This is a genomic window from Chengkuizengella sediminis (assembly GCF_010078385.1).
GTDB lineage: Bacteria > Bacillota > Bacilli > Paenibacillales > KCTC-33759 > Chengkuizengella > Chengkuizengella sediminis.
On record NZ_SIJC01000025.1, the window covers coordinates 36,081 to 55,985 of the forward strand.

At 30.3% G+C, this 19,905-nt stretch carries 25 protein-coding genes and 1 pseudogene; 2 read left to right on the forward strand and 24 right to left on the reverse strand.

Annotated elements, in window-relative coordinates; all coding sequences use genetic code 11:
* Positions 1–580: 580 nt before the first annotated feature.
* The 5 genes and pseudogenes from EPK97_RS21210 to EPK97_RS21225 form a co-directional block, all read right to left on the reverse strand.
* Complete coding sequence (locus tag EPK97_RS21210) at positions 581–1,072, reverse strand: hypothetical protein (protein WP_162038609.1); 492 nt, start codon at positions 1,070–1,072, stop codon at positions 581–583.
* Between the two features lie 91 nt (positions 1,073–1,163).
* Positions 1,164–1,235 (reverse strand): annotated as a pseudogene (locus tag EPK97_RS21215) (helix-turn-helix domain-containing protein); the annotation flags it as partial.
* A 478-nt stretch (positions 1,236–1,713) separates the two neighbouring features.
* Entirely contained in the window at positions 1,714–2,001 is a 288-nt protein-coding gene (locus EPK97_RS22070; protein WP_240903911.1) for a JAB domain-containing protein, read from the reverse strand.
* Complete coding sequence (locus EPK97_RS22075) at positions 1,998–2,411, reverse strand: Mov34/MPN/PAD-1 family protein (RefSeq protein WP_240903912.1); 414 nt, start codon at positions 2,409–2,411, stop codon at positions 1,998–2,000. Before EPK97_RS22075 ends, EPK97_RS22070 begins: the two co-directional genes overlap by 4 nt.
* Positions 2,412–3,144: 733 nt before the next feature.
* Entirely contained in the window at positions 3,145–4,029 is an 885-nt protein-coding gene (locus EPK97_RS21225) for a PIN domain-containing protein (protein WP_162038610.1), read from the reverse strand.
* Between the two features lie 138 nt (positions 4,030–4,167).
* Here EPK97_RS21225 and EPK97_RS21230 point away from each other — a divergent pair, with 138 nt between their 5' ends.
* Positions 4,168–4,341, forward strand: coding sequence for a hypothetical protein (locus tag EPK97_RS21230; protein WP_162038611.1), 174 nt, complete (start codon positions 4,168–4,170; stop codon positions 4,339–4,341).
* 59 nt (positions 4,342–4,400) lie between these two features.
* Here the strand turns inward: EPK97_RS21230 and EPK97_RS21235 are convergent, their stop codons facing one another.
* The 12 genes from EPK97_RS21235 to EPK97_RS21290 all read right to left on the reverse strand — a co-directional run bounded on the left by EPK97_RS21235 (position 4,401) and on the right by EPK97_RS21290 (position 12,833).
* Positions 4,401–5,000: a hypothetical protein gene (locus tag EPK97_RS21235; RefSeq protein ID WP_162038612.1), complete on the reverse strand. Its 600-nt coding sequence runs from the start codon at positions 4,998–5,000 to the stop codon at positions 4,401–4,403.
* 89 nt (positions 5,001–5,089) lie between these two features.
* Complete coding sequence (locus EPK97_RS21240; RefSeq protein WP_162038613.1) at positions 5,090–5,326, reverse strand: hypothetical protein; 237 nt, start codon at positions 5,324–5,326, stop codon at positions 5,090–5,092.
* A gap of 91 nt (positions 5,327–5,417) precedes the next feature.
* On the reverse strand, positions 5,418–6,251 hold the full coding sequence (locus tag EPK97_RS21245) for a hypothetical protein (RefSeq protein WP_162038614.1): 834 nt from the start codon (positions 6,249–6,251) through the stop codon (positions 5,418–5,420).
* Positions 6,252–6,387: 136 nt separating this feature from the next.
* A complete protein-coding gene (gene ssb / locus EPK97_RS21250) occupies positions 6,388–6,816 on the reverse strand; it encodes a single-stranded DNA-binding protein (protein ID WP_162038615.1) in 429 nt (142 codons plus the stop codon).
* A 30-nt stretch (positions 6,817–6,846) separates the two neighbouring features.
* Positions 6,847–7,461: a CHC2 zinc finger domain-containing protein gene (locus EPK97_RS21255; protein WP_240903913.1), complete on the reverse strand. Its 615-nt coding sequence runs from the start codon at positions 7,459–7,461 to the stop codon at positions 6,847–6,849.
* Between the two features lie 20 nt (positions 7,462–7,481).
* Positions 7,482–8,477, reverse strand: coding sequence for a RecT family recombinase (locus tag EPK97_RS21260; RefSeq protein ID WP_162038617.1), 996 nt, complete (start codon positions 8,475–8,477; stop codon positions 7,482–7,484).
* A gap of 601 nt (positions 8,478–9,078) precedes the next feature.
* Positions 9,079–9,534, reverse strand: coding sequence for a hypothetical protein (locus EPK97_RS21265; RefSeq protein WP_162038618.1), 456 nt, complete (start codon positions 9,532–9,534; stop codon positions 9,079–9,081).
* 288 nt (positions 9,535–9,822) lie between these two features.
* Complete coding sequence (locus EPK97_RS21270) at positions 9,823–10,341, reverse strand: hypothetical protein (protein WP_162038619.1); 519 nt, start codon at positions 10,339–10,341, stop codon at positions 9,823–9,825.
* A gap of 143 nt (positions 10,342–10,484) precedes the next feature.
* Complete coding sequence (locus tag EPK97_RS21275) at positions 10,485–10,949, reverse strand: GNAT family N-acetyltransferase (RefSeq protein WP_162038620.1); 465 nt, start codon at positions 10,947–10,949, stop codon at positions 10,485–10,487.
* 404 nt (positions 10,950–11,353) lie between these two features.
* Positions 11,354–11,608, reverse strand: coding sequence for a hypothetical protein (locus EPK97_RS21280; RefSeq protein WP_162038621.1), 255 nt, complete (start codon positions 11,606–11,608; stop codon positions 11,354–11,356).
* A 180-nt stretch (positions 11,609–11,788) separates the two neighbouring features.
* The gene (locus EPK97_RS21285) at positions 11,789–12,268 is read right to left on the reverse strand and encodes a hypothetical protein (protein WP_205690294.1); all 480 of its coding nucleotides are present in this window, start codon (positions 12,266–12,268) and stop codon (positions 11,789–11,791) included.
* 25 nt (positions 12,269–12,293) lie between these two features.
* On the reverse strand, positions 12,294–12,833 hold the full coding sequence (locus EPK97_RS21290; RefSeq protein WP_162038622.1) for a hypothetical protein: 540 nt from the start codon (positions 12,831–12,833) through the stop codon (positions 12,294–12,296).
* 183 nt (positions 12,834–13,016) lie between these two features.
* Between EPK97_RS21290 and EPK97_RS21295 the strand changes: the two genes are divergently transcribed.
* Entirely contained in the window at positions 13,017–13,502 is a 486-nt protein-coding gene (locus EPK97_RS21295; protein WP_162038623.1) for a hypothetical protein, read from the forward strand.
* Positions 13,503–13,643: 141 nt separating this feature from the next.
* Here the strand turns inward: EPK97_RS21295 and EPK97_RS21300 are convergent, their stop codons facing one another.
* From EPK97_RS21300 to EPK97_RS21330, 7 genes are all read right to left on the reverse strand, one after another.
* Positions 13,644–14,099, reverse strand: coding sequence for a hypothetical protein (locus EPK97_RS21300; protein ID WP_162038624.1), 456 nt, complete (start codon positions 14,097–14,099; stop codon positions 13,644–13,646).
* 421 nt (positions 14,100–14,520) lie between these two features.
* Positions 14,521–14,994, reverse strand: a complete 474-nt coding sequence (locus EPK97_RS21305) for a hypothetical protein (protein ID WP_162038625.1) — start codon at positions 14,992–14,994, stop codon at positions 14,521–14,523.
* A 235-nt stretch (positions 14,995–15,229) separates the two neighbouring features.
* Complete coding sequence (locus tag EPK97_RS21310; protein WP_162038626.1) at positions 15,230–15,742, reverse strand: protein kinase; 513 nt, start codon at positions 15,740–15,742, stop codon at positions 15,230–15,232.
* Positions 15,743–15,923: 181 nt separating this feature from the next.
* Positions 15,924–16,562, reverse strand: a complete 639-nt coding sequence (locus EPK97_RS21315; RefSeq protein WP_162038627.1) for an RNA ligase family protein — start codon at positions 16,560–16,562, stop codon at positions 15,924–15,926.
* Between the two features lie 2 nt (positions 16,563–16,564).
* The gene (locus tag EPK97_RS21320; RefSeq protein WP_240903914.1) at positions 16,565–17,539 is read right to left on the reverse strand and encodes an AAA family ATPase; all 975 of its coding nucleotides are present in this window, start codon (positions 17,537–17,539) and stop codon (positions 16,565–16,567) included.
* An 837-nt stretch (positions 17,540–18,376) separates the two neighbouring features.
* Positions 18,377–19,249, reverse strand: coding sequence for a GNAT family N-acetyltransferase (locus EPK97_RS21325; RefSeq protein ID WP_162038629.1), 873 nt, complete (start codon positions 19,247–19,249; stop codon positions 18,377–18,379).
* Between the two features lie 412 nt (positions 19,250–19,661).
* On the reverse strand, positions 19,662–19,905 hold a 244-nt coding region (locus tag EPK97_RS21330), incomplete at its 5' end, for a zinc ribbon domain-containing protein (RefSeq protein WP_162038630.1).

A 19,905-nucleotide genomic window follows, 5' to 3' on the forward strand; every position in this document is an offset into this window, starting at 1 on the left:
ATTATATATTTTTTTAGATAATATATCAATCTATTATTTATATTACCAAGCAATCAAATTTAACAATCTCCAGGTATATAAATGAATATTTTTTTCTACTAAAAAATGTCAAAATATGTAATTATATGAGTGTGTATGTCTAAATAAAAGGAGTTAGTGAATGATCTGGATTATACCATTGTTGTGGTTTATATTTACTGCTAGTTTTTCAATTGCTTCGATAGTGTTAAGCTTTCGTTTGAATGAATGGTCGGTTACATTCTTATTATCTTTGGTTGTTTTCACCAGCTTTGAACACTCCCACCACTTAACGCTTTGCATTTGAAGTGGGGGATTCCTAAGTACAGAAACCTAATGGTCTCTAATGGATTAGGCTATCCCCGTAGTTCCTACGGTTAAGAGACGAATGGTTTCGTTTCTAAGATTAAGTCCTGCGTTAATATCTCGATTTATATATGTAATTCCACTAATTAAATGAATATAGGATAGTAAAATAACACATTTTATTATCCTATATATATAAATTAAGATAAATGCTTCAACTAACGCATCCCTTTATTTTAATAACTATTGCTTTTTATCATATATTTTTATTGATTATATCCTCTGGACCAAACACTGCTAACCCATCACTCGGACAGGCAACTACTTCCCAACTTTCATTATTTTGTGATGAACAATATACACCGACTTGCCAACTCTCATATTGTTCGTGATGTCCCCATATGAAGAGAACTTCTCCCGTTTCAAATGTCATAGATAAATGAGGACTAACATTGCCTAAAGAAACATCAACTATCTTTTTCAATCTCAACTCACATAGTAATTTTGAAGCCTCAATCCAATCTAATTTAGGTAAGTCATCAAGTAATGGAGTTTTATTAGGCATTGATTTATATATGGAAAATTCACTTTCAATGTTTATATAAATCTGCCCATCAATTCGATTTGAATTTTTTTCGTTATCCGAAAGAAGGAGTTTCATGCCATAAAAATTAATCCCCTTTATCTTTGCACCGATACATAGAAAGGACAAAGCATTCTGACCAGCGATTCTGTCTTCCTTATCCAAGTAGTAACCCCCTTTGCTTTATTTGTTTAAAGAATACACCTGTTTTATATACGGTCACATTTGATAAACCCGCCTTCTTTGCAACCACATTCGTTTTATGGATTAGGATTTCTTGTTTCTTTGTAGGATAGATGCGAAATTTATAGGCTTTATTGACTAACATTTCCCCACCTCGCTTAGTTTCATTTTACAACAAAAAGGAAATGATTACAAACGTTTGTTCGAGTGTGCAGATGCATTCATCCCCCACTTAACTTTCACTCGTTTCACATTGTTTCACTTTGAAGTTGGGGATCATCTGCTAGGAACAGATAAATATCATAGGTAATATACTCTTCTATAACCTACATAAATCTTTTAGAACAACTAAACTACGTAACTATTATCTTGTTTTATTTATTTTATATATTGTTGTATTCTGTTTTTCAATTATGTTATTATTAGTACTTGCTTCAATATAAGTTATCATATTTTTACCACGACACATCAAACAGCTCAACATTGAGGAATGAAGAGTTGTTTTTTGATGTTTATTCTTAATTTGATTCTGCTTCACGTATATTATTCTTTCCTTAGTCCTCTGCCAGGTATGGCAATTAAAAACTATGCCATACCTGTTTTATCGCCTAGGTAGGCGTTTTTTAGATGTAATTTAATTCTTTTAGAGAATAAAAGATACCATCACCAATAATGATATGATCAAAAAAATTAATTCCAATCAGTTCTCCTGTATCTTTTAATCTTTTTGTTATTTCGATATCTTCAGGACTCGGTGTTGGATCACCAGAAGGATGATTATGAAAACAAATAATAGAAGCCGCTGACCTCTTAATTGCTTCAATAAATACTTCCCTAGGATGAACAAAAGCACTATTAAGACTACCCGAAGAAATTATTTTTTTTGAAATTACCTTATTTTTAACATTCAATAAAAGCACCCAAACACTTCTTTTTTTAAGTACCGTATCTCTTCCATAATCAGTTTTGAAACATCTTCTGGAGACTTAATAATGTTATTTTCTTTGTCTGGTGCTAAAGACTGAATCTTTTTAGCAATTCCAAATACAGAATACAACTTTATTGCTGTCGATTCATCAATACAAATGACCTTTATAAGTTCCTCTATTTGCATATCAAATAAATCTCTTAGTCCAATATTAGATATCTTTGAACATAATTGAGGAGAAGCATCTGATCCTAGAATTCCAACGAGTAAATCGAACAGATCAGCATTATCGTTCCCATAATAAGCTAAGTTTTCTTTTACTCTATCCATGTTGATTAAAGAATCTTTTTTTTGAATGTGTTCTTGAAATAACTCCATTTGCTTAATTTTCATCTCTTCCTTTCCACAGTCCTCTGCCAGGTATGGCAAGAAAACTATGCCATACCTGTTTTACGCCGAGGTAGAAAGGCGTATTTTAATTTTTAACACAAAAAAAGCCACTAACGTCTTATTTAAGTGGCTTTTAAGTGAAAAAGCTTTTTTATAGACAAAGGGTTAGGCATGAAAAACCGAAGTATTAACATGCCTTTTTTGTCTATAAAAATAAAAGTACCTACATTTATCGCAGATACACTTTTTCTTTTCAATCTCTGTTAAATCAGAATTGAACAAAATAGTATTTTTTTAGTTTCTCTAATTTTATCAGCGAAGCACTTCCTACAAATACTATGAGAAACATCGCTTAACTTACATTGTTTCCAATGAAGTTTGACCATTTATCAAATGATAGTTAGGTTATCTATTTACATTAAATAGATTTCAACTCTTAAGTATTAAGAGGTATTTGTTAGATCCTGTATGTAGGAGGAAAAGGATGGTAACAAATAATACTTTTATTATAGTTTGTTTCTCATAATATATCAATTGGTAATTAGTTACATATATATTTCTATTTATAATTTAGCAGGGAACAAAACTTTTACTACTACATTTGTTCCAAGTACCTTCTAAACATCTCAACTATAATATTCTCCTGCTTTTTTCATAACTCTAATTATCAAAAACCAACTCATTGTTATTGCAAATCATGCCTTCTTTCCCTCACCTTTTATAATATTTACTAAAACTAATCAAAGAAAACTCCTGTATCATACATATTATGGCACTTTGGGCATCGAACAAATAGACTATTATTTATATAAGTGCCTCTACTAATATCTAAAGTATCACCACAGCAGCTAACTACAGCTGGAATACCGAAATAACCATAACCCCATTCTGGATTACCTTTGTCAATAATACGTTCAATATTCCTTTTAGTCTTAAGTGTAATATCAATCCCAAACTCTTCAAGTTTTTCACCAATATTTATACTGTAGTTAACTTTTACTTGTTTCTTTTTTGCAATCTGTTCTAAGTCATCATGTAATTTATTATGGTTTTTATTTTCACTAAAATCGTGTTTATTATTAGTTATAAAATCAAATTCTGGTTTATGGGTCCCAATTTTATATTCTAAACACGTCAAAAAGTTCAGAGCATCTCCAATGCTATTTTTATTATTTTTAAATGGCATAGTGTTTTTAAGCGCCATTTCAACTGCTTGTTTTTTAACATCATCGATTATAGGAAGTTTAATTGATTGTGGAGAATGAATAACTTTTTCAATGCGTTTAATACGATTTTCTATTGCTACTGAAGTTTTATTCCTGTTTGTTTCAGATAATTCATTAATAACTTTATTTAAGGTATCATACTGATCTGTTTCTAAAAAAGGTTTTAACTTTCTAAGATTTTTTGTTTGATTCGCAATGATACCTGGTAGAGCTTCCCTTATCTTAGGTTGTTTATTCCCTTCCCATTCATCTATCACTATATCTGGTATCAATAGATTTATTTTTCTTTTTTCTATAAGATACTCTAATTTACTTAAGATCTCATCTTCATCTTTATATATGCCATTTGCTAAATTAATAAAAATATCAGTGTCAATAAAAGTATCTCTTACCATACATACTATCTCCTTATCAATCTATTCTCTCTTAATTAAGTTAATTTTCCCTATTTATTTAAGATGCATTGTATAAATTTATATTTTTATAGTAATATTGACCATTATATAACTTATTTTAAAAGGAGTATATGTATGTTGATTAAAAAAACAAAAAATAAAGTAGTTAAATTTCCAAGGGAAAGAGTAATTGATCCGGAAGAAAGTTGGAAATCTTATGAAGAAAGCAATGAAAGATTGAGGAACAAAACTAAAGAATTAAAGAAAAAAGCAGATGAATTAAGGAATAAAAGTAAAAAGACTTTGGATTAATTATCCAAAGTCTTTTAATATATTTTTGCAAAATTTCTTACTCATTGTGAGATTAGATATTAATGATGATAATCAGAAACAACAACTCCATACCTATCAATATCTTCCATATAGAAGAAACTCATAGTTTGAAATTCACTACTTACCTCTTCTACATGACTTGATGAGTAGGTTGAGTATTGATTTCCAGTAATTTCACTTTGACCAAAGAAAGGTATTTCCAACCCATTTAATTGGTCTTTTCTCAAAGTATGTGCTTTAAACCTTCCATCCTCTGAATGAATATTTGTAGATTGATTTGCAATTAATTGTTTTAAACAAATCCAATCTTCAAACGAGATTGTAGCAAATTCAATTTGAAATAATGTTTCATCATTATTTTTCTTAAATGACATTAAAGCTCCATTGGAAGGTTTTCGTATTAACGAAAAGCCTGTGCATACCTGTTTTTCATGTAGAATTAGAGACTCAATCATTTGCTTAGTAATTGGATTATTAATTTTGTAATTGTAGGATTCACCAATTTCATCTTGTAAATTTAAGAGATCAATAGAAAAACTATTTTCACAATTGGATGAACAAACCCACTCAAATCTAAACATTTCCTCTGTTTGAATTCTCTTTTCTTCAACTTCTTTTTTACATACGATACATCCCATATTTTTCTCCTTCACAAATTCCGGCCAAGGTGGCACGGATTATTTGTGCCACCTCTATTTTGTTGCCGAGTGGAAGGCAAATTTTGAACTTACTTAGTATACTGATAAAAAATATAATCATTTTCTTTTTTAGTTCTTTCGGTAACCACTTTCGCTTTCTCTTCTACACGATAATCAACATACAATCCTCCAATTATTCCGCAATATATTAACAAAACAAATGCTTCATTAATTGAAAGTAAACCCTTCTTTACGAATGTCATTGCAACGAACTCTATTATCATGTGAATCGCTACCAAAGTAATGATTAATCCTTTAATTTTCATATTTTACCCATCATCTATGTATAGGGAGAGCCCCTTATACAATCGTGAGGGGCTCCCTCCTTTATATTTTGTTATTGTTAAATAAAATAAATTAGATAGCAGATTGTGATATTTTCACTCTATCCTGTTGGTTTTGAAGTCTGATTACGTTCTTATTGTTAAGCATTTGAAGTGATCTTTCTTCAGACTTCAATTGAGTGACTACAAATACAACTTCCCTATCTACTTCTTTTTTAAACTTTGATACTTCCTTTTTAGAAAGTACATCTTTTTTAATTAGTTGGTCTATTCCGTCGCTAGTAACCTTTGCGTGTTCAATCAGAAAATCTATTCCATATTCTTTGGAGATAGCATTTAGATCATACTGTGCTGGTTTATTCGCATAATTTACAGACCCATAACTACAGACCATTTTTTCTTTCTTTAATTCTTCACATAAAAACATTTGTCTTTTTGCACCTTTCTCCAGAGATTCATAATGTTTAAATTCTATGTTAGTCTGTTCCCAAAAAAAAGCTAATTGTTCCAGTAAGTATGAAGAGTAATCTAAAGGTTGTAATTCTGGTTTAGCTGATTTTTTGGGGTACATTTTAATATATCTTTCGCTGGGTTTTTCAAAAGGTGATATTTCTTTTATGATTTCATCTTTTTTAACTATATTGGCATAATCAGCGGTTAAGAAACCAAGATTGGCTAGGTATTCATTGAGACCAACATAATCTACTTCATATTTTTTCTTTATTTGATAACAAGCAGATACATTATCATTTAAAACCAACCTCTTACAATCTTTTGGAAAACTATTTATTATCTCTTTTCTAATAAGATCCATCCGATATTTGGCTTTCATCTTTTCAGCATAGATACCTTTTTCAAATAGATCTTCCATAATTTTAGCTGCACCAACAATTTTCTTTTCTGACATTTTTATCTCTCCTAAATACTCCCCACCTAGTACCAAGGGAGTTGATTAATAATCCCTGACTAGGATGGGCATTTTTTAGGTTTAATTAATTACAATATTTTTTAACATCTACTCATTAAATTCTATGAATATTTCTCTAAAAAGGTAGATCATCATCTGATATATCAATAGGTTTAGAATCGTCACTAAATGGATCTTGGGAAGCCCCAGGATGAGAATTCCCGTTTGTTTCATTACGCTTGTTACTAGAATTAGATTCTAGGAATCGAACGTTATCAGCAACAATTTCTGTGACATATACTCGCCTACCCTCATTATTTTCATAATTTCGAACTTGTATCCTACCTTCAAAGGCTGTTAATCTACCCTTTTCAAGGTATTCGGCACATGTTTCAGCTAGTTTTCTCCAAGTTACAATATTGATAAAGTCTGCTTCTTTTTTACCTTCACTATTTGTAAAAGTACGATCCACAGCCAAAGTAAATTGGGTTACAGCTACACCAGAAGGTGTATATCTTAGTTCAGGGCTCTTTGTTAACCTACCGATTAAAATTGATCTATTCATTTTTTAGTCCTCCAATATTTTTTTATTTTTTTAGCCTATTGCTTCTACCATAAGCTCTGTTTTTTTAATCATGCTCTGATTAAAGATAGTCACTCCAAGTAGCTTTTCTCTTTTTTTGATTTCTTTAATAGCTTCATTCACTGAATTTCCCCTTATACCAAATCGAAGGGTCATTTCAGCATCTTTTTTTTCATAATCAAGAAACTCAAGCCAATGTCTCCACACTTTACTTCTAAAATAAAGGTATTCTTCATTCCCAAATTTCCGAATAAAATCCCAATTCGGTTTCCCTTTCATATTACAAAGGTCTGGAATAACCTCAGACATTGCTTTAAATTGAAAAGAAGTTAATCTCTCAGCTGGATGAAGATATCTACTAGCTTTATATGATTTTTTATTTTGACTTTTAAGCTCTTCAAAAATTTCTTGTTCACTTTTATTTTCAAGCTTAGCTTTAAACTTGATTACACCACCGCCTTCACCACATCCGAAACATTTAAAAATGTTTTTTTCAGGATGAATATAAAGTGAGGGTGATTTCTCACTATGGAACAGACATAAGGCTTTATATTGGTTTCTAGCCTTTCTTAATAAAAGTCCATTCTCTTCAGCAATCTCTTTTATATCCGGTAAAAAATTACTCATATTCACCAACCTCCAAATCATTATGATGCTGCAAGTTCAATATCATCAATTACAAAACAATTTTCATTAGTTGAAGTCTTTATGTGAACTCTGCTTTCCTCTCTAAGATCTAATTGATCAATTTTATCCATCTTATCTCCTAAAGCGTAAAAATCTCCTTTTTTATTTGTTCTATCATCACATAGAGTTAACAAATAATAAGGTGTACCATTTTTTGAACTACCAGCTTTTATATCTTTAAGTTGATAAGACATCTTAGGTACGCCATCAGGATTAGTTTGATATGATTCTGATTCTTGATCTGCAGGTTCAGTTTTACTGTCTTCAGATATTTCTTCCTGCGAAGGATTTGGTTTGGATGATGCAGTAATTTTTTTATTGGCATGATTTTTTGAAGTTGAGTTTGATTTTGGTTGATTAAATGGAATGTTGTTATGATCTACGTCTCCAGGTTTTTCTACATCCATTTCTTCAAATGTGTAAACCCCTGTTAACGGAAACATAATTCTTAAAGCTGCAACTTCTGCTACCTTTTTTATCATGGCACTGGGCATCTCTTTCCATATCGGTTTGTATTTGTTGGCTTCATAATACTCTTTAAAAGGTGCAAATTCGGTTTTAGGCAAAAGTCCTTTTCGCTTGACTATTGCCCAACCTCCTATCACTTCACCTCTTGTAGATCCAAGTACATGTCTTACATTACCGTTTTCAAATGATAATTTGTCTCCTTCACAATACACACCACTATCAATTCCCTCATAGTGTGGATCATTTTGGGCTGTTTTTAAATAACCATCACGTGTAGTTATAAAAGAGTAATTATATTTACTATTTTTATCACTCCACTTTTTAGTTAATATGAACTCTCCAGAAAGTGGATTCATATTGAGTTCTTCACACTTGTATAAATACATGATCATTTCTTCTTTCGTGCAGTCATTCGGTAAACTAATCATTTTGATAGCTATACGTTGTTCTTTGTTATAGCGATCTGTAATTTTAGTTTTTTCTTTCATTTTTTTCGTCCTCCTAATTTTTTTTGAATAAAAAAAGACCGCAAAACTCTAAAAAGAGTTCATACGATCTTTTGACTAGCAAACACTGCTGGTTGCTTATTTACATTCAATTTTTTTCGTCCAGTATCACATCTATTATAAGGATAGGGATCACCCCCCTTGTCCTAATAAATGAGACAAGGGACTCCCTCCCTTCTTAAATTTAAATACAAAAAAAAGTATGCTTCAATTTTGAACACACTTTATTTCTTTTTTTCAGATCTCTGTCTATCAGAATCTGATAAGTATGATTTTTTTGTTCCTCTTATTTTATCGGCCCAGCACCATCCTATTTGATGCTTGAGAAACTTGGCTTAGTTCAAAATATTACTACTTGAACCGTACCCGTTATCAATTGATACTTGGGTTATCTATTTGAAAAATAGATTTCTTTTTTTAAAAAAGAGATATTCACTACATCTTGCGTATAGGAAAAGAATGGAATGAATAATATAGTTAAATTATATATTTTTTTGAATAATATATCAATCTATTATTTTAATTATCCACCACTTAGAACGGTGGTTTTTTTGTAGTATACATTTTTTCATTTAAAACTACACTACAAACAATAATAATTTATTGTTATATTACTACATGCACTCTTTGGATCATATCCTGAACTCACACTTCCCCATTTATATTTATAATTCACATAGTTATCAGTAGTAACTTCTCCTCTTCCAAGCCATTTTTCAAGTAGTCTATCATGGCATTCTTTATTCTTTAATTCCTTTTTTATTGCCCAATCTGACCAAGTTAATTCCTCATCCCTCTGATCATCAAGATAATATAAATTTGTTAATATAAGTTTGTTATCAAAAAAATATATGGTAATTATAAAACTGTGTTTATCTATTTGTACGTTTTTAATTGTATATTTTATATGGTCATTCTCAGAGTCAACTAAATCATTTACACTATTAAATAATTCTGTGTTTTTAAATTCATTAAAAGTTAATTTACTGTTTATTATTCCTAGTGAGGTTATAATACCCCCGTCATCTTCTTGTATCATATACTCCCCCATATTTTCTTCAGCTTAATTTAATATACATCATCGGGATGCTATATAAACTAAACTGTACACGTTAGTTTATATACAATTATTTACTAATATTCTTGCATATATTTTATCATAAATATCCTTAAATTTTGAGAATGAGTTGTTCTACAATCTGGCCCCATTCATAAAGAAAGACGCTTCTCTTATTAGAGAATAGCGCCATATTGTTGAAGATCAAATTGAGTACATATCAAATCAATCCTGTGAACTAAAGCAGCTTCATTTAGCCTTGAACAGAAATTATTTGTTAACACTTAATACAAGTGTAGCAAATGCAAAAGAAGAATTATCAATTTTACATCTAATCAATAAACCATGTATCAACTTTCCTTCTATCCCAAAATCACGATACTTTTCTAAATCATGATTTTCTTGGAATGAAAATTCTGTGTTTCCATCTTCTGAGGAACTTATGTTCAGCGGGTTTATATCATAATTAGAAATAATATTACCCCTTTCATCCATGATATAATCATAAAATTCATATTCATCTGTTTCAAAGTTTAAAGCTTCGATTTGAATTTTGTCTCCATAAGCAATTGATGGCAAATCTATAAATCTTTTACCGACCATAAAATCCTTTAGTCTCTTTTCTATATCTTCCTGGTTCTCTTTATAAAAACCCCCATAATAAATTGGTTTTAATTCCTCTGTAGCAGATGAAATTCTTATTTCTGGTTCTTCCGTACTTGTTTGACAAGATGAAAGAAGTGCTATAACTAATACTGAAATCATTATTTTTATAATCCATTTTGACACTTTATTTACCTCTTTCCCTATCAATATATATTTAAATTATCAATTTTCAAAATACCTTGCAATCTCCTCCATTTATAATTAGTGAAAAGCGCCAGATTGTTGAAGGTTCGATCCTAAATAATGATTCAGTGAAATAACAATAATCAACATACATATTTCATTTTAACAAATTCAAAATTACTTCCATTTGTATCTTGAATAAATGTTTTTATTTCTTCAAATCCAATTTTCTTATACACATTTACTGCTCTTTGATTAAAGGTTGCCACTGATAGTGTTATTTTTTCTGGTTTATATTTTGAATTAACGTATTGGATTCCTTCTTTTAAAAATTCATATCCTTTTCCTCTACCAGTTAATTCTGGTTTCATTCCTAACCCTATATCAATAGTATTATCATCTAGTTTATTAAAACAAAAAAATCCAATAATTTCATTTTCTTGGATAACAACAAAATATGAGTCACCTCGTTTTTTAGGGTCAAGAAACTCTTCTAAATCTTCTTTATCTGCTTCCATATTATAAAAAGAATATTTGCCCTCATAGTGCCAACTAAACGCAATTTCTTCTGCTTGTTTTTGTGTCATTTTTTTAAATATTAAATCCATAATCCTCACCTTTATTTTTTTGTAAATATACTTCCTTTCTATTCAACAATAGCTTACATTTAAGAATCATTATTTCAAATGTTGAGATTTATTACAACTTTATCTCTCTTTATTCAAGATTGGCGCCAGTTAGCTACAAATGTTGGATTTGAATAATGTTTGATCAAAAATCTCACGCAAACCCACATTCTATGGCAAATAAAAGAATCCATTTTGAAAGAAAGATTGATCAAAATGGATTCTAAAATGGATATTTACTACTTGGTTTTTATAAAAAAGATTGATCATTTTCTATTCTTGTTATTCCATATTCGCGCCATTTTGTTGAATAAGGAAAAGCCGGAGATCACCTCACAAATCTTCAGCTAATGTACTTGTTTGTTAACAAAAAGTAATACCTACATTTAATGAATTATTTCCATTTTATCTGGAAATGTACCTTCTCTATAACATTGGGAGATTCGTAATCCAGCACGATTGAATACCCATTGGGAAAGACCATCAGAAACATTAGATATACTCGTCAATTCTTGTATCATTTTGGTATTCTTGTTTAATTCTATTCTTCCAGGATTTTCATCTTTATGCTCGATACAAAATTTATAGATTACAACTTCCTCATTTTCAAATTCCTTGTATAAATAAACTGGATACGCCATATAAAACCAACTCCTCTTAAAGCTCTATTAACATTAAAAGTGTTTAAGACATGTATCCCATTTTACCATATATATAGTTTTCTTATTGAACTAAACTTACTTGATTTCCTAATAATTCTTAAGTATCTTTTCAGTGTACAAATCTTCTTGGATTTCCATAGAAATCTCCAAATTTTCATATTAATTAATTCTAGTTACGTATACATTGAAAGGTTCATTTATTGTTTCATTTTCCTCTAGTTCGCCATCGTTTTCAATTTCTATTATTGATATACCATTGTGATATGGATAATTCAAAAATTCAGTTATTATTGTTTCTATTTTTTCAACTACCTTGTATTTTCCACCAAAAGGTAGTTTAGGGTGAAGATCAGAGATTAAATTAAATAGGAGTCTTCCAGATTGCCACTCAAACCACGCATAAAAAATCATACCGTGCTTACTATTGGCATTCAAAATTTGATTTTTTCTATTTTTCAGCAATCTATCAAAGAAATTTTTTAAATCATCAACCGTAAACTCCTGCACTAATTCTTGTGTCATTGAAAAAGACCAATTGTTTTGTGATATTTCTTCATCTAAGTCATCAATTGTGTTACCAATGAAGATATTATCTTCAATTATTTCTTCCAATTCCTTTAGAAACTCTTCTTTTCCCATAGTATCCTCCAAAATGTTATAAACCCTATTTCTCTTCTTCATTTCTGTTATCATTAAATTTATATTCATCAGTTATTTTAAGTTTCCCATCTTGAAAGTATGATATTAATCTATTTGCTTCATTCTTGATATACGACTTATTGTTCTCTAAACTTTCTCTTTTTTTATAAAAATCTATATCATTCATAGGAATATTATCTATTTGAGTAATATAAGTAACTGACAGATATTCTAAAAATGTATATCCATTACAATAGTCATAGTATATTTCTTCTAATATCTCGATAGCGTCTCCTTTTTCAGTTACTAGATTGTTTAAAAGAGTTAAAATTCTATCATGTTCTAATTCATCAAAAATAAAATGTAATTTAATAAGTTTCCTTAGCTCATTAATTACATACTTATTTCTATAATTTAAATCTAAGAAACTATAGTAAAAATTTTGCCCAAAGACAATTTCAATTTCTTGCGTAGTATAGAGCCACTTTTCAAATTCTAAAACACTGATATGACCTTTATATACTTTATAAAATTGTTTTTGAATGTCTAATCTAATGTTGATCATATTTCTTTTCAACTCTCAATATTTATAATTTTCTTGATTAAGGCTACATAATATAATAAGGGTATTGATATAATAAAACAATCATTTATTGGATTAAAAGTACTTATCCATTTCTCCCCTTTATTTACCATTTAAATAAATGTTGAGATATTATATGATTCAATAAGTAAAGGAGGAGAGAGATTGAAAAAAATAATAATTAAAGGCTTAATAATTATTTCCATAATCCTTACAACAATTGGTCTAATAGATTATAATTATACTTCATATTCAGAAATTTCAGATGATTATTATGCTTACTCTGTGCCTATAAATGACGAAATAGAATTATTGGAATTATACGAAAGTCTAAATGGTGAAATGAATCATGATAACAATGCCTTTTATAACTCTTTTACTCAACAAATCATTCCAAAATATAAAGATTACATAACATTAGTTGAAGCATTAGACTCACCAAAAACAGAAGAAGTTCGTAAGGCACATGAAATATATATTAATGCAATCAACGCTCGATATTCTGCATTCATCTTGCTTCAACAAGCACTTGAAGATCAAAATTCAGAACTCAAAAATCAAGCAAATGAAAAATTGATAGAAGCAGAAGATTTAATGAATAACTATAATGAAGCAATGCGTTCACTGGCCGCTTACTATGGTCCTGGTTGAACTTAAGGTGTAGATAGACCGTTTCGAAGATATCGGTCTATTTTATTATTTCTAACTTCCAATAAAATAGAAATTTTATCTTAGAATTGATTTTCCGTTTATTGTATATTCTCAGTGGTTTGTTTGACAGAACCTCTTTATTTACTCTTCTTGTGTTATTACATTGATAGTTTCATCATCTATTGTATAAAAATCACTACCCAATGCCTGAACTAAAATGTGATCGAGAAGTACCTGGTTACCAAATTCCCATTTTAAAGAAAACCCATCACTTCCATCTAGATCATAACCAATGAGTTGTCGTTCACTCCATGTTTCTGTCCCTGTTGGAACTAACCAAAATAGTACTGTATCTACATTTTTAGTGTTAGCATAAATAGTCATTTCATGAACGTTTTTGGGAACAACATACCATCCCTCTTTCTCCTGCAAATCAGTATATACCTTTAGTAGTTCAGCATCGATATCTATTTGTTTGGTTTTGTCAGTCAGTTCATTATTTGATGTGTTAGATGGTAAGCCTTCAACATTAACAGATTCTTGGACGCATGAAGTTAAAATTAGTGTGGAAATTATTACAAATAACGTTCTTTTCATTTTCCTGTTTCCTCCTGCTGTTATATTTTTTCAATTTTACTTTTTTTTACTATGTGATTAATGAAATAAAAGGGATTGGATTTTATTGTCCATAAAATTTGAAAAATGTTATATAACGATCTTAATTATACTAAAGATTGTATAATTAAAAGTTCACTTTTATTGATTGGTGAATTAAAACATATTTTTCAGTTATCCCACTGGCCCGAACGTTCTACCCCGGCTACTTTAAGAATAATACCCTATTAAAAATAGATCAATCAGAAATGACTGGATGATCTCATAATACGATCTGGCCCAAGTCATAACGAAGACGCTTCTCTTAGAGAAAAGCGCCATATTGTGGAATAACAAACAAATTCCTATCTACTGGAAATGCTGCTGTTCCAATAGTTAACTTATAATTAAACAGCTTTAAACTTTATAATTTAACTTCAATTGCAAACACATAACTGGAGCCACCTAACGAAACTTTATCATTTTTTGAAGATATCCAATTTGCATATAGATCATAGAAATATATTCCCTCTTCTTCTGGAGCCATAAAAGAATAATTCTCCATTTCTATATCAATAGGTTTTTGGTCCTGAATAATCCATAAAACCAAATCATCTGGTTGACGAACATTCTTAAATTCTATTCTAAATTCTGTATTTGGGGAAACAATAGTCTTTGGTTCTTCTTTTAACATTTCCTCTGCTCCAATATAATCAGCACATCCAAGAGTCCCCCAACAATATGAACTTTGATATACAAGAAGTTCTACCTCATCATAATAAATAATAGGTTGGGGAATAGTATCACTAATAAATTCCTCATCTTGCTGAGAACACCCAAGTAATATGGCCATTAATGATAGAAGTAACACAATCAAAAAGTTTGTCTTGTTTCTCACCACTTCTCACCTCATAAGTAATTTTTTCGAGTTAATGAGACTGAGTTACCCTAAATAACCTTTCCCATATCATCTGAAGCTATCCTAGTAAACTCTTAAAAACCACTTTTCAAGAAGTGTTGAAGACCTCTTAAGCTTCTATTAGCTGGTATTGCAGAACAATGAAAACTCGTAAAACTTCCACACTTTCAGTGATTAGCTAGAGTATTATATTTTTATAATTTATTCTTTATTATCATCTAATCCAATCTTTTTGAATTACTTTAAAGTACAATTCCTTAAATTCTTTAAAATACTTACTGTACTTATCTAATTCTTCTAAATAAAAATCAACAACTTCAGTTAAATTAAATCGAATACCATCTTTGGCTAAGTCATAATCATCATCCATACTGTATAAATCATAATAATTCTTTTCCAGAGACAATCCAGTATGTACTAAAAGTCTGGTAGTGCATTTTATTGAATCTTCAATCTTTATCTGATCTAACTTTATTTTTTCATTACATACTGAAAGAACTGATCTAACAGCATATTCCTCATCTATTACATGACTTAGTTCAAATAACTTCCCCTCAATATCATCTATCTTTGATTTGGACATTAACGATACTTCTATTATTTCATAGGGTATATTTTCATTTGCTTCAATCACCATATCACACAATTTAATTATTTCTTCTTTACTCCACAGACCACAACCACTTCCTAATCTATATATACCAGTTAATAATTGTATATTATTCAACGTTATCCACCTTCAATCAATTCTACTTTTACATTTATCTTTTTTATCTTGAATTTTATTAGTGAAAAGCGCCCATATCGTATTATGAAATCAGCCAGTCATTTCTGGTTGACCTATTTCTAATAGGTATTATTCTTAAGGCAGCCGGGGTTTCAAAGGAAAAATTCATAACGATAATTCATCAATAATGATCCTTCCTTAGATTCATCGTGATCTGCTTACTCAACCAATGATCATCTGTTTGTACGTGGTTTTTACGAACAAATTTGGCAATCGACAATTTGAAATCATCATAGTGGAACGCGTCTTTTAACCGAACGACATAGCCTTCTTGTTCTCCTCCAAATTTGGATATCTGAGTGTATAAAGATTGTATTATTTTCTCATCAAAAACACCTTCATATAAGATTGGCGCATGTTGAATATTTAACTTTTGACACCAAAGCATAGTTTCACTCCATGATAGGCAAACGTTTTGATCACTAAATATAGAAAACGCATAAAAATAATCAGTTAATCTAGTGTAATGGATAGAATGCATAGCAAAAACATTTTCACCGCATATGCGCCATCCTTCAGGAATTTGAAAACCGATTGAAGCGTGCATTTGTTTTAACCAGTGTCTTGAATCATGATCTTTTGAATCTATGCTTCTTGCATGCATATAATCTGTATACAGCGTTGTATTTTCACCATCCAATTTTTCGGTAACGACTACTTCGTTACCTCTAAAGTGATCCGTATTTTTTAATACTTTATCATCTTCAGTCTTTGACCTTGACCAAGGAAGGTGTGTTGTTCTAGGGTATTTATATCTCATTATTATTTCAACCCTTTCGCTCTTTCATCTGCTTCTTTAAAAATATACATTTTGGTTTGAAATTCCCCACCGTGATCATGATAGATCTCTCTTGCGCCTACATCCTTGCCATGCAATATTTTCATATGGTTTTGGATTATATTTGCTACATTTAAAATTAAGGGTTTTTCAAAACCAAGTTCGGTCAAAAAATGAACTGCCATGTGCGTCGATACATATTCATGACCGTAGTAGGATGAATATCCTTTTCCTCCTTTAAATACTTTACAGAATGGCTTTCCTGCATCGTGAAAAAGAGCTGCTATTTCCATATCTAATTTATCTACTCCAATGTAGTTTTGGCGGATAAAACGCAAAACTTCGAATGTGTGCAGTTCAAGTGAAAATGCATGATATGGGTTATTTTGGTCATACCCAATCATATCGCAAAAATAAGGAATAGATTGTAGATTAGCAAATAGATCTTCGCAATTTAAGTCGCTGTTCATAATGGATAAAAATTGTTCCTTGTTTATACTATATGGAACGGATTCATGTTTAAAATGAATTTCGTCCCAACCTTCTTTAGTTACTGGAAAATGAAGATTTTTTTGATATTTTTTTAAAACAGATTCGTCTATTTTTCTTTTTCTTCTTTCATTCCATTTTTTCGATACCGAAAAAGGTGTCGTAAAATAATAGCATTCTTTCTTAACGTCAGGAAAGCGTTCCAACGCTTTTTCTCTTTTTTCCCGATCAACATTTGTCGCATCGATAATAACCGATTGGCCTGATGCTAGCGCATCCTTTGCTCTTGCATACAATATGCCATATATAATCGTCGTGTTTTTTTGTTTTGTTGCATCACCAAAACGTTCTCTTCGTATTTCATCCGTAGACAATATTGTGGCTCGTTCTTTTTTTGATAATATTTTGGCAAATTCGCTTTTTCCCGATCCTGGAATTCCAATCAAATAAATCAACTTATTTTGTTTCAATGTTTTCACCACCATCTGTAACGCTCTTTTGGAAATCGCTTGTCAAAATTTCTTTTTTTCTTCCTATAGCTCATCCATATAAATTTATTTAATTCCTTAGTAATATAAGGTAATTACTTCGTCTATTCTTGAATAAATCACCGTATGGTGTTTAAATTCTCCATTATAACGTTTTTTTCGATGTTCTTACATTTTGGACACCTCTTTCATTATCAATTATTATCTCTTTAACAGCTATGGCTGTCCACTCCATTTATTTTCAACTCTTTAAATGATTTATCTCCTGTCTGAGATTTTCCACAATATGGCCCAAATCATAAAGAAGACGCATCTCTAATTAGAGAAATGCGCCATATAGTTGAATAACGTTATCATTTTTAACATCCTTAAAATTTCTTACTTGAAGAAGAGTTTATGATTTAATGTTTAATCAAATAACTCTAATGCTTCTTCTAAGTGATAATCATCTTCATTATTTTTTAAATGATCTGATATTATTTTCTTACATTCTTTCTTAATCTCTACTGGTAAATCCTTCGAAATTTTTTCTAACAACAGAAATGACTCATTACTTATCTCAATACTGTTGTTCAGAAGTAATTTGGTTATCTCTATAGCATGAGCAGAATAATCTAAGCTCCTTAATGCATAGAGAAGTGTACCACCACCCTCTTATTTCTTTTTCAACATTTGCGCCATATTGCTTAAAAGATAATCAGTGTTCATCAAGTGAAGGATTTACCATTTTTCAAGTTCCAGAAAAGTGTTCGATTACTGTAGAACACTGTTTTTCTTACTATACTGAGGCCCTATATCGAAATAAAGATGCTATTTGTCTCAGCCAAATATTTGAGCAGCAATACCGAATAATGTGTTATTACGAGGTGGCATATTTTCAGAGTGAAGAACCATTATGGGTGGCTCGCTAACTTTGTTAAACCCTCTTTGCTCTAGGAACAACATAAATTCCTCATTACCTGATGGCACATCAATTCGTAATTTCCCATGATGATTAAAAGCTAGCCTATCTAGTATTAAAGCAGCTGTTTCAGTATCTGGAGCTACTATAGGTCCTAGTATTAAATTAATTGGACCTCTTATAGATATTCCATAGCCAATAATATTTCCATTATAATCTTTAACTACTAAACATTGTTCGGATTGATTTATCCTATTAAGAAGAAAATTGCTTCTTTTATCTCCAAAGGAAGCTTTATCTAAATCTACAATTTTGTTAATGTCAATATTATTGAAATCTTCAATGGTTACACCGTCTTTAATTAATACCTTAGAACTTTTAGTATAGTTATCACAAAGATACTTATGAACACAATCTACAGTTCTAAAACCCATTTTTTCATATAAAGGTTTCCCTTCTTCTGTTGCAATTAACATAATTGATTTGTTAATTGCAGCAAAATCAATACATTTTTGAGTGGCTTCTTTTCCTAAACCTAATCCCCTAAATTCTTTGTTAACAATAACCATACCAATAGAAGCTAAATTAGTATCATAAGAGATAATAGCAGCACTAGAAACGACTTTTCCCTCAGCGTTTTTATGTCCAAATATTATACCAGATGACAAAACTGTTTCAATCTCATATTTATCATAATCCCAACCAACTGATATAGATAACTCAATTAAACTCTTGACATCATGTGTATTTAATTGAACTAATTCTAATTTTTTTTTATCGTATGTAGCCATAACAATCACCCATTGAATGTTTTTTTAATCTCCTTATAAAAATAATACAATATTTTTATGTTGTAATGTGTTAACTTTCCAGTTTGCCTCAAGTACACTGCTTTTACAAGTCCACTAACTTTCACATAAATTTCTAAATGTCTTGTTCAACAATATAGCCCAATTGTAGAATATAAGAGTTAAAATAACTCATGAATCACTTTCTAATTCATGAGTTTTGATCAATCTTTTTTACATGTGATCAAACTATATTTCAAACCTATACCTCCCTATGTATATAAGATGTATTGTATAAATTTATCTTTTTATAGTAATAATGGCCATTATATAACTTATTGAACACTCCCCCAATTAACGCTTACGTTTGAAGTGGGGGATTCCTAAGTACAGAAACCTAATGGCCTCTAATGGATTAGGCTATCCCCGTAGTTCCTACGGTTAAGAGACGAATGGCTTCGTTTCTTAGATTAAGTCCTGCGTTAATATCTCGATCATGATGAGTATGGCAAGATGGGCATTCCCATTCTCGAAAATTAAGATTCTTAACGTCTTTGTTTTTGTATCCGCAATGAGAACAAAGTTGGCTTGAAGCGAATGTTTTAGATACAACAATCACATCTTTGCCATACCATTTCGCTTTATATTCAAGCATCGCA

Excerpts from the sequence above, each read along its gene's own strand:
- EPK97_RS21315 (WP_162038627.1), bottom strand. The coding sequence starts at position 16,562 with ATGAGATATAAATACCCTAGAACAACACACCTTCCTTGGTCAAGGTCA.
- EPK97_RS21290 (WP_162038622.1), bottom strand. The coding sequence starts at position 12,833 with ATGATCAACATTAGATTAGACATTCAAAAACAATTTTATAAAGTATAT.
- EPK97_RS21235 (WP_162038612.1), bottom strand. The coding sequence starts at position 5,000 with ATGGGATGTATCGTATGTAAAAAAGAAGTTGAAGAAAAGAGAATTCAA.
- EPK97_RS21300 (WP_162038624.1), bottom strand. The coding sequence starts at position 14,099 with ATGAAAAGAACGTTATTTGTAATAATTTCCACACTAATTTTAACTTCA.
- EPK97_RS22075 (WP_240903912.1), bottom strand. The coding sequence starts at position 2,411 with ATGAAAATTAAGCAAATGGAGTTATTTCAAGAACACATTCAAAAAAAA.
- EPK97_RS21225 (WP_162038610.1), bottom strand. The coding sequence starts at position 4,029 with ATGGTAAGAGATACTTTTATTGACACTGATATTTTTATTAATTTAGCA.
- EPK97_RS21275 (WP_162038620.1), bottom strand. The coding sequence starts at position 10,949 with ATGGATTTAATATTTAAAAAAATGACACAAAAACAAGCAGAAGAAATT.
- EPK97_RS21255 (WP_240903913.1), bottom strand. The coding sequence starts at position 7,461 with ATGAGTAATTTTTTACCGGATATAAAAGAGATTGCTGAAGAGAATGGA.
- EPK97_RS21325 (WP_162038629.1), bottom strand. The coding sequence starts at position 19,249 with ATGGCTACATACGATAAAAAAAAATTAGAATTAGTTCAATTAAATACA.
- EPK97_RS21285 (WP_205690294.1), bottom strand. The coding sequence starts at position 12,268 with ATGGGAAAAGAAGAGTTTCTAAAGGAATTGGAAGAAATAATTGAAGAT.
- EPK97_RS21260 (WP_162038617.1), bottom strand. The coding sequence starts at position 8,477 with ATGAAAGAAAAAACTAAAATTACAGATCGCTATAACAAAGAACAACGT.
- EPK97_RS21265 (WP_162038618.1), bottom strand. The coding sequence starts at position 9,534 with ATGATACAAGAAGATGACGGGGGTATTATAACCTCACTAGGAATAATA.
- EPK97_RS21240 (WP_162038613.1), bottom strand. The coding sequence starts at position 5,326 with ATGAAAATTAAAGGATTAATCATTACTTTGGTAGCGATTCACATGATA.
- ssb (WP_162038615.1), bottom strand. The coding sequence starts at position 6,816 with ATGAATAGATCAATTTTAATCGGTAGGTTAACAAAGAGCCCTGAACTA.
- EPK97_RS21245 (WP_162038614.1), bottom strand. The coding sequence starts at position 6,251 with ATGTCAGAAAAGAAAATTGTTGGTGCAGCTAAAATTATGGAAGATCTA.
- EPK97_RS21280 (WP_162038621.1), bottom strand. The coding sequence starts at position 11,608 with ATGGCGTATCCAGTTTATTTATACAAGGAATTTGAAAATGAGGAAGTT.